Raw genomic sequence first — 17756 nt, 5'->3', positions numbered from 1 at the left:
TGAATTAAAAAGCGTTATGTAAATATACAACTAATACTACAGCAGCTGAAGAGATGTTTATTTCAGCTCGATGAGTTGAATTTCCGCTACTTCGGTGCGTTTAGAATCGGTCTCCCCACTTCGAAAACGCGGGTACGGCTGACCGTCCCAAAACCGAGATTCGGGATGAAATTGATAGAGTGTTTCTCTCACGTTTGGATGGTTTTGTCAGAACCTTCTTTCACTGTTGCAAACTACGTAGATGTGTCGATTCAATAATGAACAAACATTCGATAAACGAAGACGACGCAAGGGTTTCTCGGCGCACGCTGCTGAAAAGCGCCGGTATAATCGCAGGGACTGGAGTTGTTGGTGCTGGGGCAACGGCGAACACGGTCGGTGCAACACGTGTGAACGAACCGTTCCTCAATTGGCGTGTATGGGAGGCGAGCAAGGTGTGGGAGCGCGGCTATCGTGGGCGTGCCGACCGGACGATCGGTTTTACCGATACGGGGATCGACGCACGCCATCCGGATCTCGGTCCGTGGAACGGGATCCTCGTTGGTTTCGGGAATAAGGATCCCGATGGGGACGGTCAGCACCAACATCCGTGGGGTGACCCGTTCCTCAAAGGAGGTGACGACCCGTTTGCGGATGTTGATCCGGATACTATCACCCCGCAAACATCAAAAGTTCTCGGCTGGTATGACGCAAACGATAGTTACGGCGATCTCGAAGGCGAACCTCGCGACCAGAACGGACACGGGTCGCACGTTTCCTCTATTATGGCCGGTAGTGGCCGTGCAAGTACAATCGATCCCGAAACCATCCAAGAGGATGAACCGCACGCAATCCTTGCTGCCGGCGATCTCCTCTCATACGAGGTTGAAGCGGAGGCTGGAACGGGTGTTTTCGGTAGTGCGTACGGTGAGTTTATCGGGCTCGTTATTGAGGGCCCTGACGGACGGACGCTTGATAAAACCGACTTTCATGAAAGCGACGCAACTGTCATCGATGACAAAGGGCTCGATGGCAGCAACATTATCGCCGAAACGCCAACCGTTCACCAGTCTGGTATAGCAACCTATACCGTCTACATCCGACCCAAAACGGGTGAGACAGCCGCGACAGGACGCGTGAACCGGGTCAGTGTCGGAGCATTCCATGATCCACAGACTACGACCGGCGATCGCACAGCGACTGGCAGCAGATCGCTGCATAGTGGCGTTGCTCCGAATCAGGGGCTCGTTGGTCTCGGTGGACTAAGCGATCCAACGCTCGATCTAGGAGCGAACGCCGATTGGTTCGCTCAAACGTTCAACCTCCGCTCGATCAATATGTCCTGGGGATATCTGGGTGGAGCTCCGATCGGTGCCGTTGGCGGTACCCTTTCGACAACCGTTGAGGCGATTCGGCAGATGGCCGACTGTGGAATCCTCACCGTCGCGGCTGCGGGGAATAGCAACACGCCCGCGAACGGCAATAGCGCACCCGCGGTCGCAGATGAGGCTGTGTCGGTCGTTGCAACTGGCCCCTTCGATGGAATCGTTGACTACTCAAGCGGCGGCCTCGGCGCTGTCGACGAGGACGAACTCAACTACTATTTAAAGCCCGATGTGACTGCACCGGGCGGAGCGACGACCGACCTCATCAATGCGGCGAAAAATGGTGATCCGAGTCAACCAGAAAGCGAACAGCCGCCCGTCCGCGATTATATCGAGAAAGCGGGTACATCGATGGCAAGTCCATACACAAATGGCACCGTTGGCCTGATTGCGGAGGCGATGGAGGTCGATGCACCGGCTTCGATCGCACTGCCAGAGCCCGCTGAGATGACGTTCGACGATGTGATGCGCCTCAAACAGGTATTGTTGGCAACCGCGAGCGAGACGGCGTTCACTGCCGCCCCCTATCACAAGGCACACACTCCGACATACGATTTCGGTGGCCGAGATCCGTACGAGGGCTACGGGCGGGTGAATCCCGACACAGCAGTCGACGCTGTCTCACGCGAGCTGTCAGGAACGACCGCCGAGACCGTCGGACTCTACATCCCCGACGACTCCCGAGCGGTCGCGGGTTACGTCACGCCGGATCCGAGCGTGCTGGAGGTGAGTGTCACCTTCAGCCACCTCTCTGGCGGGAACAAGGCCGCAGCGAAGGGCAATCCACACATCGATTTGTTCGTCTACGACGCTGAACATCCGAGTGAACACGGCGAGCCGAACATCGTTGCAAAGGAGCAGGGGATCGAAGGGAACGCGTCGGTACAGTTCACGGCGGTTGAAACGAATGACGAGGGTGAAATTACCGATGGGGGGACGTACTACGTGGCCGCAAAATTGGTCGACGTTCCCGGCGTGTTCAATAGCTTCGACGTCCAGGCGCACGTCGACCTCTCGGTCGAAACTGTGATGGATCTGATTGTCCGCGGAACCCGGACGGACGACGGCTCGGCCTTCACGGCAGGCCAGACCGACCAAATCGATATCGAGATTCACGCGGATACGCCTATCATCGTGCGGGATCGAGTTCCGCGCGAATGGGACGTGCTCGAAGAGCCAAGCGACGTGTCGAAAGTCGTCCCCGCACCCGACGGCCTATCCAACTTCGTCTACTTCGACCGGAACGGCGACGGTGTCACGAACGGGGAGGATGCCACAACCAACCACAGTTACACCTACTTCGCAGAAGCACCGAGCCAGACCGGCGACTACGAGTTCGGACCCGTAGAGGTCACCACCGACGTCGACAAAACACGGAGCGACCGCCAGTGGATAGCGGTAAGTGGCACCTCCGAAACGAACGCCGTCGTTGGCGAGGATACGAACGTTTGAGCTGAACACGACTCACAACCACACCACCAATCCAATCAAGATCATGACGAAACAGACAGACTCTCCGACGACCGACCAGAAACCCACCAGTCGATGGAATAGACGCACGTTCCTGAAGACGGTCGGTACCGGCACAGCAGTCGCGTCGTTCAGCGGGACGGCTATGGCCACCACCAGCACCTCGGCGACCATCGACGACACGTTCGACCTGAGCGACGCTAGCGCGGAACACGAGGCGCTGGTCGTCTTCCAGCGTAACGACGATGTCGACAAGCTCGGAACGCTCGCCGTCGATGGGTTCCACCAGTTCAATGTCCTCCCGATCGGGGTTGTAGTGCTGACCAGCGAGCAGATCCGAACCGTCGCCACCTGGCCGAGCGTTCAGGGTGTATACGCGAACAAAGAACTGAAGTGGCATAACGACGATGCGCGCGAATTAACTAGAGCTAAATCCGTCCAAGACGGTACCGGGCTGAATCGGCCCTACACTGGTAAGTCCGTCCACGCTGCCGTCCTTGATACTGGCACTGACGGCGATCATCCCGACCTCGTGAACAATCTCCAGGCAAACTGGCAGTTCGTTGGCGTCCCCAAAGCGCAAGACGAGCCGTACACGTGGGAAAACGTCAAGCCAGCCGATACCGACGAGAACGGTCATGGCACCCACACCGGCGGGAGCATCGCTGCCGACGGTACTCAGAGTGATGGCCAATACAAGGGTATGGCTCCCGACGCCGACCTCACTGTTTACAGTATCGGAGCCACACTATTGCTGGTCTACGTCGTCTCAGCGTGGGATCACCTGATCGAACGTAAGCGAAACGGAGAGACTGATATTCAGGTCGTCTCGAACTCCTACGGGCCGGTTACGGACGGCAAAGACGTCGACCCGCACGAACCGGTCAACGTCGCGGCGTGGTACGCGTTTCAGGAAGGGATCATTCCGCTATTCTCGGCGGGTAACAGTGGTCCTGGCGAGAAGACGCTCAGCCAACACGCCAAACTCCCCTACACGATCGGCGTCGCCGCGACGTTCGACGAAACGACCCCCGAGACCAATCGCCGCGTGACGGAGTTCTCCTCGCGTGGACGACCGCGTGACTTCGATGGTCCCTCGAACTATGACCGCCAGACGGCACTAGAAAACATCAAAGATATTTACAACTACGAGAGTGCCGAGGAACCGTCACGACCCTATGGCGTCTATCGTAACGACGTCGGCGCACCCGGCAATCTCGTGATGAGCACGCTCTCGCCAGCCGACGCGCTGCAGGCCTATCCCAGTCTGGGTGATCCGAACGAACAGGACGGTGAACTCTGGTACGGGAAAATCAGTGGCACGAGCATGTCTTGTCCGGTGACAGCAGGGTGTGTGACGCTCATCATCGACGCCTACCAGCAGAACAACGCCGGCGCACCCAACCCGATAGACGTGATCAACACGGTCGAGGCGACCGCGACGAAATACCATCCCGATCAATACACAGCCATCAACATCGGGACCGGATTCGTCGACGCCGTCGCTGCAGCCGAGCGGGCCGAGACGGGCGATTGGGCGACGTTCGCGGAAGCGAGTGACTCGATCATCAGCAACTGACGACGATTCAACCGATACCGATACCACCAATGACATTCGACCGACGCGAGTTCATCAAGACGACCGGCATCGCAGTGGGAAGTACCGCACTCGCGGCACGTGCAGTTGCAGCGGAGACGACATACGATAACTACGAATTCGTTGGGACGGGACCGGCTCCCGGCGCTGAGGAGGCAGTCGTCCAAGGCCAGTGGGCCTACGTTGCAACGGCCGGGGCGATCACGACGGTCGACCTGAGAGAGCCGACGCTTCCGAAGACGCGCGCCCGGGTCGAGGGCGACCACGCGGGTGACACAGCAGACGTAAAAGTCGATGGCGATGTTGCAGGGTTGACGGCCAACAGCGGGCAGGGCGGCGTAAGCTTCTTCGACGTGAACGATCCTGCCAACCCGGAATTCCTATCGTTTTATAGCGCCGCGAGTCACGTCCACAACCACTTCATCGAGGGCGACTATGCATACCTCTGTATCAACGATGACTTCGGACACTCTCGGATGGTCATCGTCGACATCAGTGATCCGACGAACCCGACGAGCCTCGAAGGAAAAGAGCGTGGGTCACGCGGTGCGTGGATGCTTCGTGACGTCCAACCGGATATGGCCAAGGCAGGGATCAACCCCATCCACGATATCTTCGTCCAGGACGGCCTCGCGTATCTCTGCTATTGGGATGCTGGGGTAGTGGTCGTCGACGTCACCACCAAGCGAAATCCGCGGGCGGTCGCCCACTTCGGTGCGGCCGAGAAGGCAGACATGAAACCCGACGGGACCGTCGAACTCTATCAGCGGTACATCGGCGGAGAGAAGACGAATGCCCACTACGTCCAGCCGACGCCGAGCGGCGATTACACGTTCGTTGGCGCAGAGACGTTCCCTGGGCCCAACGAAGTCACAGTGATCCCGGGTGATCACGGCGGAATTCGAGTGTTCGACACGAACGACGTGGCGACCATCGCGGACGGGGGCATGGCCATCTATGGGGACAGTGGAAGCCGTTCGCAGGCGACGCCAACCAAGGAACACATCGCGTACATTCCCGCGCCGAACCAGCCCAATGATGCGTTGCTCACCTCACACAACTTCGATGTGACGGAAACGAAGCTGTTCTCAAGCTTCTACCAGGGTGGTATCCGGGCCTACGACATCTCGGATTGCACGAACCCCACAGAACTGGCGGCCTTCGCACCCGATGGCATCGCGTTTTGGACGGCCGAAAACCTTGCAGACGAGCAGGGCGAAACCTACTACACGGTCGGCAGCGACATCGGCAAAGGAGTTGTAGTGCTCGAACTCAACAGCGGGTCGCATAAGACCCCAAGCAATACAACCAAATCAACGGACGAAACTACCCACCTCAGCTTCCGCGAGGTGTTCTCCTCGACGATGGAAAAGCCGCTATAGCCACCTAGTTGTAACTGTGCCAGCCGTGTCTCGACGAGGTTCACCAGCGCGATGACTAGGAGACGTATCTGTTCGGCGAGGACGTCGCGAGCAACGCGCTCGGTATTGAGGTGGACGTTTTCGAACCGTCGTAGGTTAGTACGGAATACTAACCACCAAGATGATCACTCCCGAAGAGCGACCTCTGGGGCGATAGTCCGGCCGGGTGCTTCACCTGCTTCGCAGGAAATCGTTAGCCGTGATTATCCCCTGCCACCGACATCTCTCCCATCATCGAGGAAGTCTATATCAAGGTCAATTTCTTGTGACTGCTCTTGCTCGGCGGAATTTTCGGCGCTTGCACTGCCGACTTGGGCGTTTGAATTGCTTTGGTCGTTCGACTGTATGGCAACCGCGTCACCGCCATCGTCTGCGGCAGTCACGCCACTGACCATGGTCACGGCGACCGCGAGTGCGATGAGTACTTTGAGTGCGCTCATGGTGAACTTCCGGCTATACGACAAGCAGTTCACAGTTAAACAGCGGTAACCGTTCGTGGTGGGTTGGGTGAGAGTAATCACGATAGCGTCTGCGAAAAAGCTGCTTGACCCCCGAAGGAGCGGGATCTCTTGTGGGATCACGGGGGTCACTCGTTATTTTTGTTTCACTTTCAGGCACTCTATAACAATACTCGACGCGCTCATTGGAAAAACTGCGGGCGTCGCACTGAACTTAGTCCCCAGTGGACGCCTCGATCACAGAGAAGCACGTCGCGTTACGACTGGTCCAATAGTCATGGTTAGCGTGGGGGAGCCACTCCACCGCTCTCCTACGGTTCCGCCTCTCGGGGGATTTCCAGACGAGAACGGGTTGCTTGTTGGTAGAAGCACCATCATATGTGGCGGTTCTCGCATAGTTGATGGCGGCCACGTCGTGGCCCCGGTGGTTCGATACCACCCCCGTTCGTATTTTGTGAAAACGGTGGCTTTGTTGAAATCCTCAGATAGTGATGGGTTTCAGCACGTGTGCAAGTGATACAACGCGTAAATAGTTCCTGGAGAAACTCTCACCGATTAAAAACACTAAACGGACAGTGATGCTACCGTCGAACGAGAAGGCAGGTGCATCCGTCTGTGGATTTACGCAGACGGGTGCTGAGCTGACCTCTGATCGATAAACTCAAGCTCGGTCATTTCGGGGCGCCCCTTCACGCCTGCCTCTGCCAATCGCTCACGCATCTCCTCGGACGCGAAGAACGCACGAGGGTCTTCGTCATCAGCCCATTCGAAGAGGACGACGATCTCAGTTGGATCGTCCACACTCTGAAAGACCTGATACCCCTGTTGTCCATGGTCAGTACGGAAGGAATCGAACCGTTCGAACGCCGATTTCCACGCCTTGAAGTCCTCCACAGAGGCTTTTCCAAGTAGGTACGTCATATTCTACACCAATTATAATGTAGGATTTGTGGGCGTATAAAGATACCGCGGACTACGATAGCACAGGTTCGCCAAGGTGGATTTATCCTCTGTATGCAGCACGCTCCTCTTGTCATCCGGTAATGATTTTAACAGAGCCAAAAAGGTACATCGGAATTCAAAGTTAGAATACTATACTAGCCATCAGCACCTCTGTCACTCAGCACTCTATCGGCGAGGCTTATCCCCGTGTAGCGAAACGCAGTATTTGTCTTCTCATTGTAGGTGTTCTACTCGAAATACGTCGTACAGGCATCTAACACGACTAGCATCGTGGAATTGTCTTTTTGCTATTATCGGTTTTCTTCTGCTTATAAGCATAGATTACTCTACTTAATCAAGCGCATAATAATACGCGGTACATGCATTGGGGAAAACGGCGAGCGTCCCGGGAGAGGGAGCGCGGAGACACACACATCGACGCTCGCCTACACAGCCCCGCTTGCGCAATCCTCTGTAAAGCAGTTAAGGGGAACAGAGGGAAGGGATGGGGGGAGCGTGTTGATCGAGGACCATTTCTGGCTGATGAAGATCCGTCCCATAGGCTTTTCGTTCCACGTGCGAGCAGCTACCGCATTTTTCTCGGTTCTACAGGGAACGGTGGGGTGAGGATGTTCAACTGAAGACGTGAGCCGATCGAATCGGGCATGGTTGCAGGCGAACTCAGTGCAGTCTGCGTGTGAACTCTCCACACGAAACAAGTCGCACGTGCGTCTGACAGCGGGCGTCACTCACTCCCCTCTTTACCGAAGATCCACCACCGCAACCGTGTCGCTAGTGGTTGCTCACGCCATGTGAGTTCGTCTTCGACGTAGCGTTTGAGTTCTTGGTTCTCCTCGCGCTGGGCGAGCACGTGGCGTTTCTCACGATGAACCCGATCGAGTTCGGTTTGAAATTTGAGGATTAAAATTATCTTCGCACTTAAATTCATGTTATTTGATTAGCTATGTATAAACCGGTGCCGCGCCGCTGCACCGGTCTCCTTCTTATTGTCCCATCAGGGATTTCGCAATCTGCTCCCACCCAACGGGCTCGACTCGAAAGTATCAACTGACTGGCAATGACCATCACCACCAGATTTATTATCCTTTTTGTTGGAGAGGAATCCGTGTTGTCGTCAGTCCGCGCTTTTTTCCGGACGACCGAGTACCCACCACTTTGCACGAGTCCATATCGGGGAGTGTTCGCGACGCTTCTGGACCTCTCGCTCGTGTTCAACGTACTCAACTAGTTCATCGTTCTCCTCTTTGAGTTCCAACGCGGCTGTGAGCTTCCGATTCAGTCGCTCACGTTCGTTCTGTGACCGCTCGTATTCGTCTTGTAATTGCTTGTGTTTCTCACGTAACCGCTCCAGTTCGTCTCGTAACTCGGCGAGTTCGTCGCTGTCACCGTCGCGGTTACGGAACAGTTCACGTACGTATTCTGACCGGGACAGATTTTGCTCGTCAGCTTCCGCATCCAGCGTTTCGAGTTCATCCTCCGGGAATCTGATGCTGAAACCCTTCATTGGAGTGCTGTATTACGCTGTCACCGCTTAGTGTTCAGTCAGACGCACGTCATCCATCAGCACAAAGCCTATAGGGAGGGTGTGTGTGCGTTGGGGTGCTGGCCTTATCGGGCCGGCGTAAGCTCGAAGGGCGGGGAATTTCGCCCCTGCTTTCAAGGTTAGCATGTAGTACTAACGCGCAGACCGGTTGTTCCTTACCCCTTTCCACCTCTCCCACCTTCACAAAAGTTGAAATCACCACACTCAATGCACAGCCCCTTTCCAAGCCAGGAACTACGAAGCGATTCTTGGCGACTTGCCACTAGTGGGAAAGCGCACAGGTGATCCCTTGTGCATCATCAGCGGGAATTGGTGGGATAGAGGTTTCGAGACTAGGATTAACAGATATTAGTCTTTGTCACGAATGTAGTTTATGAACCAATCAAGTAGCTACGTGCAGGCTCGCATCCTACTCGGGATATTTGGCCTCCTAATCACTGGTATCGGTCTGTGGATAGGCCAGTACGTAATAGAGAGAAGTGAAAGGGTGCCTTTTGGCATTTACGCGGCGCTTATAGCTGTGGTATTGGGCGCCCTCATTGTGTATCTCGCGTACGCCCCGGACAAGGTTCGCTGAAACCGTCGGATAACACAGTGAACGCCCGTGGATGAGCGATATCTTTGGCTCAAACAGTCCTCAAACCGTGGAAGAGTTAGAATACTAAATAGAATTGGCTTCTGAACTCCGGTTTGAGATGGTTGCAGATCGGTGGATCAGTCGAAATCGTGCGTCTTGCGGCCTCTATACCGACGGTAGTCTCCTCTTTACTAGTGGTTAGGAGTTGAGACTGATGCTCTCAATGTATGTGATCTTCTCAAATCAGCTCAAAGAGTAATTGCGAGTAAGTCTGTTTTAGTGACGTACGTAGAACTTACGGAGCAGAGAAAGCTTATGTTATTGAACTAATATTATGTACTCATGGTAGAAGCTCGTGTGTACACATTTCTATTTGGTCGGGATCTCCGTGTGTCGGCTGGTTTCTTAGGTGTTGGTCTGGTGATCGCACTTCTGTTTGCAGTACTTATCTACACGCCTATTGGCCACTGGCTTTCGAGTACACATTACTTTCAATTACTCGTTGTCGTCACGTTTAGCAGTGCCGCGGTGAACGCTTATCTCAATGGTGGAGTCCTTCTGAGCTGGTTTCTTGCTGGGTCTGGATTGCTCCCATTCACCCTTTCATTTGCGCTCACGGATGCGCCACTCGGCCGAGAACCAACAATAATCGGGGCGATCAATACTTTCCTTCTTTCTGTCGGGCTTTACACCGTCGTCATCGGATCAACAGCCTTCATTGTTGGAATAGGTGCACGATATGTGTATGGCCGTCTCACGGAGCCGATGGAATCACTCCAACCCGTAGAATAGTCTACTCCACTAATAGCCATTCATACCATCAGAAGTTGAGACTGGCGTGCTCAACGCACAGTAGGTGCATCGTTTGTTGTTTTCGTAACACGCCCTTCAACAGTCGAAATAGCCGCTCAGCATTCCTGCGAACTTATAGCCATTTGTAGCTCTGGAGACTCATCTTCAGTCTGTAAAGAAAAATCGAGATTTCCAGTTTCTCTGATCTGCTATCCAGTCTTATGGTTGACTATCCTCGGTTGCGTAGACGACTGCCAAGATATGATTTGACATATCTGCTACAGTCGGGTCTTCCCGAAAGGAGCGCTCCCGGACAATCTCACGGATATATGTAAGTGCCTCGTCGGAAGCATCCTCAAGTGGCTGCTCGAAGTTTGATGCAACACCCTCTAGCCCTGCGATCGCCACGACAGAGAACCCATTCTTCGAGAGGAGTTGTCGAAGTTCATCTGCCCGGAAGAAATGACACTCGACGAACGTTGGATCCTCGACATCTGTCGCAGCGAGGAGATCGGCCGAATACGTCTGTGAATCCAGGAGATCAGGGAGTTGACGAACACCTTGCTCGAATTCTGGTGCGACCTGCATCATCCGCTCGACAACCGCGATGAAGCCCATCACGGAGACGAAAACAGGGGCATCCACGGTGGCAACACGGGACAGTTCACGGACAGCACACTGTCGCTCTGCCGGATCGATAACGTGCGAAAGCGGGCCACCGAGACAGCACACTGCATCAAATCTTCTCTCGTCAAAGGGTAGATCCCGAATATCGCCATACTTGACGGTTACCTGTTCAGCGACGCCATGTTCAGCAACCTTCTTCCGAGCGAGATCGAGTTGTGCGTTGCTGATATCCGTGAGGGTCACGTTGTATCCCCGCTCTGCCAGCCAGATAGCATACCTACCAGCAGCGCCACCAGCATCGAGAATGTGCCCCTTATCGGGGAGATGTGACTCTAAATAGTCGACGGTATTTTCGAACTCCAAACGGGCTTTTGCTCCCGAGTTGAGTCGTTCCCATTCATCTTCGTGCAGATCGTCATAGTACCGCTTGGGATGGATTTCCGGGTAGCGGTGATCACTATCTGCTGTTTGACCTTCTCTGTCGTGGTGATTGTCAGTCATTCGTGATCTCTTTCAAACAATGTGCCGATACTTCGATCGCGTCGGTAGTTTGTATCATGGTTTGTGGGTTATGAGGTACTCAGCACGTAGTGCAAGCCAAAGAAGCGAAGGAAGCGCCCGCACCCGATTAGCCGAGTGACGCTCGGAAAACCGCGTTACTGGCACTGTCCGCTTCCCAGAAAGTCAGCCACCGCATGAGATAGGAAACGGATACCATATTCAGAGATCCGTTGGTCAATACTTAGTCATTTCGCCTCTCATATTTTTATCTTGTTCATACAAGCCGCTATGGCTGGCGAGTACGAGCACTCGCCGATCGTGATGGCCGACAACACACTCACGCTGCTGAAAAGGCAGACCGAAATCGGGTAGAAAACTGCTCACTCCGGGCGAACGCCGATTTGCTGAGTAGCAACACTGGCAGTAATCTCGGGAAACAACCGAAGTAGTTGTTAGTGAGCAAAAAGGACTGTTTGAGGGTTGATCTGAAGCAGTTCCTATTCACCAATTCGTTCAAAATCACGCATCACAGACCCGTTGAACCCGCTGTAGTCTCAACTCCCAAGCAGTGATGGAAGTTGCGACCGGCGTGCTCAACGCATGAGTGTGATCGTCGCGACTGCACTCAGCCGGTACATATAAGTCCTTAATCTACGTGAACTGATTCAACTCCCTCGCATGACCCATTTGGCTGCTCGTCCGTTCATTCCTCTTGTTGCGATAATCGCGACCGTATAGCGACCATCGCGTAGCAGCAGCACTCGGGTCGCCTCACCTCACTACGGGTTCCGTAGTCGCACTTCCTCAACAATGAACATCAACACAAATGCACACAGTCGCTGGGTCTCTGGTCTACAGCGGCCAGAAGCCCACTCGAAAGCGAATCGGTTCGCACCCCGAACCAGCACCGCTCGATAGACAACCGGCAGTCGTCTCTCTCAACGCTCAGAACTGTATCCTCGATCTCAGTGACTGGGAGATATCGCTAGGAGCCGTCGACAGTCAGAAGACGCACACCTCATCGGGGACGTGGGTATGAGCCAGCAAGAGGACGTAGCGGATGCCACGAACACAGACGCATCTTCTCTCTGGAACAACTGGGATTTCCTCCAACTATTGTTCGGGCGATTCGTCACGAACGCTGGCGATAGTCTTTACACGATCGCTGGAACATGGCTTGTCTACGACCTCACGGGATCGAGTTTTTACACCGGTCTCGCTAGCGCGTTACTTCTCCTGCCGCCAGCACTTCAGTTCGTGTCTGGGCCACTTGTTGACCGATGGCCGCTCATCCGTACCCTTGTTTGGACGCAACTCATTCAGGCCGTTCTCATTTTATCAATACCTGTCGCGGCCTACTTCGACCGCCTCTCTGTCGGGCTGGTTCTGGTAACAATCCCGCTCCTCTCGTTCCTGAATCAGTTCGTCTACCCCGCTCAGAACGCGGCGCTCCCTCGAATCGTTGCTAAGAGCCAACTGACACGCGCCAATTCGGCGTTTTCGTTCGCTAACCAAGGGACGAACATGGTGTTCGATGCGCTTGGTGGAGTCCTCATCGCCGTGGTTGGAGCTGTATCTCTGTTCGTTCTTGATTCGATCACGTTCGTGGTAGCGGTCCTCTCGTTCGTCGGTGTCCGGGTTCCCAGGCCTCCCGATACGACTGACGAAGCGGCTGAAATCGATGTCTCGGGGTATCTGTCTGACCTCCGAGATGGAGTGCAGTGGCTTCGAGGGACAGTGTTTACCGAAATGATGCTCACCACAGCGGTCACCAACTTCGGCACCGGTGTGATGCTCGCTGTTCTCCCAGGGTTCGCAGCTGCTCGTGGTGGCTCGATACTCTATGGAGCCTTACTCGGGGCAATCGGGGCCGGGGGGCTCACCGGCGCGCTGGTCGCCTCCCGACTGACCCACATCAGGTATGGCTCCGTCCGAATCGTCGGACTCGGAATCGGATTCGTCATGTGGGTCGTCGCGGTCTACTCACCTTGGCCGGCACTGACGGTCGTATTGTTTGCTCTGACAGGAGTTCCGATGGGTGTCACGAACGTGATGGGCCAGACGCTCATACAAACGGTCACCCCTAAGGATCTCCTTGGCAGGGTCACGTCTGTTGATGCGAGCATAGCAACTCTCACGGTGCCGTTCGGGTCGCTCCTCGGTGGAATTGCAGGGAGTACCTTCGGGGTCGTTCCGACGATGGCAGTCGCTGCGTTCAGCTTTGCGTTCGTCAGTCTGTTCTTTACACTTCGTCCGCACTTACGCCGTCTACCGGCCGTAGATAACATTGACCGGATGGAGTTCGTTAGAAGTGAGACGTCGTCCTCACAAGTGAGAAGCTCAGAGTAAACGAAGAACTTTGAGTTGCGATTTTTCTACTTTGCATTCGCGTGCTTGTTGTACTCGATTTGGCGTGCTGTTGATTTGCTGGTACAGATCGAAGTGACCGGCAAGTATGAGCGATCGCCTGTTATGACGGCAAACACGGTTCTTACACTGCTGAAGCAAACTGGTATCGGCTAGAACTGTGTTTTGAGGAGCGAATGTTAGGTACTGAGCGACAGCTCTCGCTCGACAAGCCGTTTAATCCTGAATAAGTTGGACTACCAACTAATATTAGCATTCAAACTCCAGTTTGAAACGGTCAGAATTGGTTAAATCGGCTGAAATTGTGCATTCTGGGCTCTCTATACTGGGTGTAATCTCATCTTCCAGGGATTCAATTTTATATCGCGGTATATACTTTATCAACTATCGGATGGCTGTTTCCGGCAGATAGAGCGCTTTTATCTGGTGATTACACTGGAAGTGGTGGTGTCTTCGTTACTGCCGCATTTATGACTAAGCGGAAGTGAAAACAGCCGGGACGCCGCCCTCCATGAAGCCGATTTCGTCTGGTTGAACCGCTCAACCGCTTTGCTTCCGTATTTCTCCCTGTATAAACGGATGATTTGATTGGTTCAGTCAAGGGGGGAGAGACAGCAATCGGGCACTCGTAGGTTAGTATCAGATAGTAACTAATTCGCCCCTTCTCTTGCGGGTCGTAACCCGGAACTCCAGGTGTTCATGGCACAGATCGCCCCGAGGGGGTGGTCGCCGACAGATCGGCTGTCACGCCGAAGTGGTCGCTGGCCCACACGCCGTCGACAGTTTGGTCGAATAGACGCTGACAGTCGGTGATATCCAATGTAGGGCCATGGTCGGTACAGCGCACGAGAATGTAGTCGATGCGCCGACCGAGTTCGAGAGCCCAGTCACCACCATCACCGGTCGTAGTCAGGTAGTTATCGGGCGTAAACGTGTGGCCGGGCTCGTCAGGATAGGTACTTGCCCAAGCGTCGCGGTAACAAACACTGAGATCACCCAACGACTGCTTGCCTGTCCAGAATCGGATCGTGGCTGCATCTGGCGTAGCGTTCAGATCACCGGCGACCGCGACATGCACCCGTTCGTCACCCACCAGATTCTCGATAAATCGAGCGGCAGTGATAGTCTGTTGTTCGCGTTCGTACTCATGGGTTAGCTGCCAGTCCGGAAGATGGTTCGCGAACAGGAGTCGTCCAATCGGGGCTGGCGTCTGTACCTCGACGATCATAGAAGAGCAGGCGAACCCAGCCGGGCGCGACGCCACGTCTTTCAGAGCGAGCTCATGTACATCCGTGATTGGCCACCGACTGGCGATCGAGATGCCCCGGCCGTCCGACTCCCGCTCGCTGTGGTGTACAATGTGGTAGTCGTCACCCAACAAATCATAGGCCTGATTGTAGTCAGGTGTTGCAACCACCTCCTGCAACGCTACTAGATCCGGGCGTAACGCCTCGAAACCGGGTACCATGACCTCCCGGCGAGCCGGCCAATCGTCTAGAGCACCGAATACATTGAGCGTCGCAACTCTGACCTCATTACACCCACTGTGTTGCGTCAGCTCCGTCTTATTCACACCTTCGGTTACTGCTGACGTCGGTATCAAGATTGTGCTACCTATCATTTCGACCGCTCGAGTGGTTTTTCGATTGTGAGGCTCACTATCGTTTAGACTATAAGCGGAAGTGGACTCCCCCCGATACCTCCGCATCATTCTGTGCGCAATTCGTGATACTACTTAACAATGAATACTCCCAAACCCGAATAGGGTTCCATGTTCCCCGAACAGATTGAGACGGAGCAACTCCGTCTCGAACGAATCTCATACGACTTGGTTGATGTATTTGCTCTACACGAACTGTACCGTGATGGAGACGATGCTGCAGAGATGTTCACATATTGGGATTCACCGCCTCACCAAACAGTGAAAGAGACATACGACTATGTGAGTGAGCTACTATGAGGGAGCTGCCACTGACACTATCAGACCCGACGCATATCGAGAGTATTCTTACCTATAAGCAACTGTTCGTACCCCAGAATTCCGTGTGGAGTAGAATCGTGGGGGCGGTGGAGTGACCACCCACGTCAACCATGAATATGGCATTGCTCACAACGCGACATATTTTTGTGTGATCGAGCGTCCACCGGATACCACGTTCAGTGCGACGCTCGCAGTTGGTCCAATGACCGCATCAAATATTATTAGATGGTCTCTGAAACAAGAGAAAGATGGTGGTAGGCTTCCGATGTATTTCTCTCTTACTGGGAGTCGCTCAACATCGCCTCAGCGTGAAGGGGCGCCTGATGGTGGGTGGGGAATCGGGTGCTCCACGTCGGGTTCGCGATGCCGCTGCTGCTGTGCGTACCGTGCCCAGGAACGCAAATATGCGCGCGACTCTCGAAGCTCAACGTTGAGTGGCGCAGGCCTTTTGGACGTAGCCGCCGCACTCGGTTATGACTCTAGTGATAGTACATAGGTCACTGATTTTTCCACCGTGAATGGAAGTGGAATCGGCTAAATCAGTGCTATCTATCCAGTGGAAAACGTGCTTGACAAAGCCGACTCCTCTTTGGAAGGAGAGAAAACAAGCTTCTGGAGTAAATCAACTGTTTCCTCGCGAGAACTACTGCGATTGAGCCGCCAGTTCGAATGTATACAGTCCAGTGAATGAATCGCTCGCGACGATGAGTTCGCGGTCGGCATTATACGCTGCTTTCCACGCCATCGGTGGTTTGCCGAGCTGTGCAACTTTGTCATTCGGTGTCATCTTATTCGCGCCGTCGGCGGTGGGATACTGATCAATGGGATGCGGATTTGTCGGGTCGGTAATATCGTATAGGACAACACCGTCGTGCCAATCGGCACTGACGATAAGCGTTGCATCCCCCCACGGTACAATGTTGAAATGATGCCCAGTCCAATCGAGGCGTTCGGCGTAGTTTCCGTTTTCCATGCGGCGAGCATTCGGCGAGATGGTAAACCCAATCGGGATGGGATTTTTCAGTGATCCATCCTTCCACCCGACATCAAAGATGTGTTTGCCACCTGGCACCCCATCTGGACGCTCGTCTCCGATGACGAGTAAATCGCGTCGCGGATCGAAGTGGCCGTGATGTGCAGCCCCAAATGCTTCCTCACCAACGCGTGCTTCACTGTATGGTTTTCTCTTTGTATAATCAAAGCGTCCAATTTCGACTGGCTTTCGTGGTTTACTCACGTCGTAGAGGACAAGTCCGGTGAACTGGCCTGCCTGATACGCACAACAGAGAACCTCTCGTTCAGGATCAACGTTGATATCGTGCCCCGCTCCTTGCGGTCCATACTCACCCAGCTTACGCGGGGCCGTTGGATCAGTGACGTCGTACACATCAAATCCGTTTGTGTTTGTATCGTAGTTGACTGTATACAGAACCGACTTCGTTGGGTGTGGGGTCACGTTGTGCGACTTCCCCTTTGAGACGGATCCAATGACTTTCGGGTTTGTCGGCGTTCCGGTATCGTACCCGTAGTCGACGATCTCGAAATTTCCGGACCACGTTTCCTCGATTGCTCGGTAGTACAACCCCTTCCGGTGGTCGAACTTGACATCCAAGTTCGGAGCATCGTTCGAATTTTCCAGATAATGCACCTGTTTCAGGGAAGTGGGATCACTGATATCAACGAGATAGCTACCGCTGATGCCCCATTTGGTACCGAGAACGGCATAGCGACCGTCAGCTCGAACGTCTGTTTCTGAATAGCCACCACTTGGCGGTGACTTTCCTGAAGGGAGTGTTTGGCCTAGTTTCTGCAACGATAGCTGATTAGGATTTGCCCGTTCTTTCACAGTAGTTGTTGTCGTTGTTTCCTCCTCGCTGTCCGTTTTCGGCGAGGCAGAACAGCCTGCGAGGGAGATTCCGGCAAGGACTGAGCCGGAAAGCTGGAGGACTCGACGGCGGGATGGTGGATCAGGAGATGATGTCATCGGTGATCACTCTCGTATAGGCGATAGAACAGCAGCGTCACCGTTTGTTATGGGCCCTCTGAAACCAAGACTACCCGCACAAATACTGCCTACTCATCTGTAGCTTGAACC

The 17756-nt window shown here is 54.3% G+C and carries 13 protein-coding genes and 1 pseudogene; 7 read left to right on the top strand and 7 right to left on the bottom strand.

Annotated elements, in window-relative coordinates; all coding sequences use genetic code 11:
• Positions 1-257: 257 nt before the first annotated feature.
• The 3 genes from LIW51_RS34860 to LIW51_RS34850 are packed head-to-tail and all read left to right on the top strand — an operon-like array spanning position 258 to position 5813.
• Complete coding sequence (locus LIW51_RS34860; RefSeq protein ID WP_227380127.1) at positions 258-2816, top strand: S8 family serine peptidase; 2559 nt, start codon at positions 258-260, stop codon at positions 2814-2816.
• Between the two features lie 43 nt (positions 2817-2859).
• Positions 2860-4413, top strand: a complete 1554-nt coding sequence (locus LIW51_RS34855; protein ID WP_227380126.1) for a S8 family serine peptidase — start codon at positions 2860-2862, stop codon at positions 4411-4413.
• 29 nt (positions 4414-4442) lie between these two features.
• The gene (locus tag LIW51_RS34850; protein ID WP_227380125.1) at positions 4443-5813 is read left to right on the top strand and encodes an LVIVD repeat-containing protein; all 1371 of its coding nucleotides are present in this window, start codon (positions 4443-4445) and stop codon (positions 5811-5813) included.
• A gap of 242 nt (positions 5814-6055) precedes the next feature.
• Here LIW51_RS34850 and LIW51_RS34845 read toward each other — a convergent pair whose 3' ends face one another.
• The 4 genes from LIW51_RS34845 to LIW51_RS34830 form a co-directional block, all read right to left on the bottom strand.
• Positions 6056-6292, bottom strand: coding sequence for a hypothetical protein (locus tag LIW51_RS34845; RefSeq protein WP_227380124.1), 237 nt, complete (start codon positions 6290-6292; stop codon positions 6056-6058).
• 639 nt (positions 6293-6931) lie between these two features.
• The gene (locus tag LIW51_RS34840) at positions 6932-7231 is read right to left on the bottom strand and encodes a putative quinol monooxygenase (protein WP_227380123.1); all 300 of its coding nucleotides are present in this window, start codon (positions 7229-7231) and stop codon (positions 6932-6934) included.
• Positions 7232-7997: 766 nt separating this feature from the next.
• Positions 7998-8201, bottom strand: coding sequence for a hypothetical protein (locus tag LIW51_RS34835; RefSeq protein ID WP_227380122.1), 204 nt, complete (start codon positions 8199-8201; stop codon positions 7998-8000).
• Positions 8202-8387: 186 nt separating this feature from the next.
• Positions 8388-8777: a plasmid mobilization protein gene (locus LIW51_RS34830; protein ID WP_227380121.1), complete on the bottom strand. Its 390-nt coding sequence runs from the start codon at positions 8775-8777 to the stop codon at positions 8388-8390.
• Between the two features lie 412 nt (positions 8778-9189).
• Between LIW51_RS34830 and LIW51_RS34825 the strand changes: the two genes are divergently transcribed.
• Entirely contained in the window at positions 9190-9393 is a 204-nt protein-coding gene (locus LIW51_RS34825; protein WP_227380120.1) for a hypothetical protein, read from the top strand.
• 342 nt (positions 9394-9735) lie between these two features.
• Complete coding sequence (locus tag LIW51_RS34820; protein WP_227380119.1) at positions 9736-10185, top strand: hypothetical protein; 450 nt, start codon at positions 9736-9738, stop codon at positions 10183-10185.
• A gap of 219 nt (positions 10186-10404) precedes the next feature.
• Here LIW51_RS34820 and LIW51_RS34815 read toward each other — a convergent pair whose 3' ends face one another.
• Positions 10405-11313: a class I SAM-dependent methyltransferase gene (locus LIW51_RS34815; protein ID WP_227380118.1), complete on the bottom strand. Its 909-nt coding sequence runs from the start codon at positions 11311-11313 to the stop codon at positions 10405-10407.
• Between the two features lie 1035 nt (positions 11314-12348).
• Between LIW51_RS34815 and LIW51_RS34810 the strand changes: the two genes are divergently transcribed.
• Together LIW51_RS34810 and LIW51_RS34805 are read left to right on the top strand one after the other, a co-directional pair.
• Entirely contained in the window at positions 12349-13662 is a 1314-nt protein-coding gene (locus LIW51_RS34810; protein WP_227380117.1) for an MFS transporter, read from the top strand.
• A pseudogene (locus LIW51_RS34805) lies at positions 13663-13836 on the top strand (transposase); the annotation flags it as partial.
• A gap of 541 nt (positions 13837-14377) precedes the next feature.
• On the opposite strand, the gene LIW51_RS34800 reads toward LIW51_RS34805, so the two are convergent.
• Together LIW51_RS34800 and LIW51_RS34795 are read right to left on the bottom strand one after the other, a co-directional pair.
• Positions 14378-15253, bottom strand: a complete 876-nt coding sequence (locus LIW51_RS34800) for an endonuclease/exonuclease/phosphatase family protein (protein ID WP_227380116.1) — start codon at positions 15251-15253, stop codon at positions 14378-14380.
• Positions 15254-16304: 1051 nt separating this feature from the next.
• Positions 16305-17645, bottom strand: a complete 1341-nt coding sequence (locus tag LIW51_RS34795; protein WP_227380115.1) for an LVIVD repeat-containing protein — start codon at positions 17643-17645, stop codon at positions 16305-16307.
• Positions 17646-17756 lie beyond the last annotated feature (111 nt).

It is taken from the genome of Haladaptatus halobius (assembly GCF_020618475.1).
Lineage (GTDB): Archaea > Halobacteriota > Halobacteria > Halobacteriales > Haladaptataceae > Haladaptatus > Haladaptatus halobius.
This window is presented reverse-complemented; position numbering and strand designations above follow the sequence as displayed.

What these genes read in the sequence shown, in the direction of transcription:
- LIW51_RS34860 (WP_227380127.1), top strand. Translation starts at nt 258, where the DNA reads ATGAACAAACATTCGATAAACGAAGACGACGCAAGGGTTTCTCGGCGC.
- LIW51_RS34855 (WP_227380126.1), top strand. Translation starts at nt 2,860, where the DNA reads ATGACGAAACAGACAGACTCTCCGACGACCGACCAGAAACCCACCAGT.
- LIW51_RS34850 (WP_227380125.1), top strand. Translation starts at nt 4,443, where the DNA reads ATGACATTCGACCGACGCGAGTTCATCAAGACGACCGGCATCGCAGTG.
- LIW51_RS34845 (WP_227380124.1), bottom strand. Translation starts at nt 6,292, where the DNA reads ATGAGCGCACTCAAAGTACTCATCGCACTCGCGGTCGCCGTGACCATG.
- LIW51_RS34840 (WP_227380123.1), bottom strand. Translation starts at nt 7,231, where the DNA reads ATGACGTACCTACTTGGAAAAGCCTCTGTGGAGGACTTCAAGGCGTGG.
- LIW51_RS34835 (WP_227380122.1), bottom strand. Translation starts at nt 8,201, where the DNA reads ATGAATTTAAGTGCGAAGATAATTTTAATCCTCAAATTTCAAACCGAA.
- LIW51_RS34830 (WP_227380121.1), bottom strand. Translation starts at nt 8,777, where the DNA reads ATGAAGGGTTTCAGCATCAGATTCCCGGAGGATGAACTCGAAACGCTG.
- LIW51_RS34825 (WP_227380120.1), top strand. Translation starts at nt 9,190, where the DNA reads ATGAACCAATCAAGTAGCTACGTGCAGGCTCGCATCCTACTCGGGATA.
- LIW51_RS34820 (WP_227380119.1), top strand. Translation starts at nt 9,736, where the DNA reads ATGGTAGAAGCTCGTGTGTACACATTTCTATTTGGTCGGGATCTCCGT.
- LIW51_RS34815 (WP_227380118.1), bottom strand. Translation starts at nt 11,313, where the DNA reads ATGACTGACAATCACCACGACAGAGAAGGTCAAACAGCAGATAGTGAT.
- LIW51_RS34810 (WP_227380117.1), top strand. Translation starts at nt 12,349, where the DNA reads ATGAGCCAGCAAGAGGACGTAGCGGATGCCACGAACACAGACGCATCT.
- LIW51_RS34795 (WP_227380115.1), bottom strand. Translation starts at nt 17,645, where the DNA reads ATGACATCATCTCCTGATCCACCATCCCGCCGTCGAGTCCTCCAGCTT.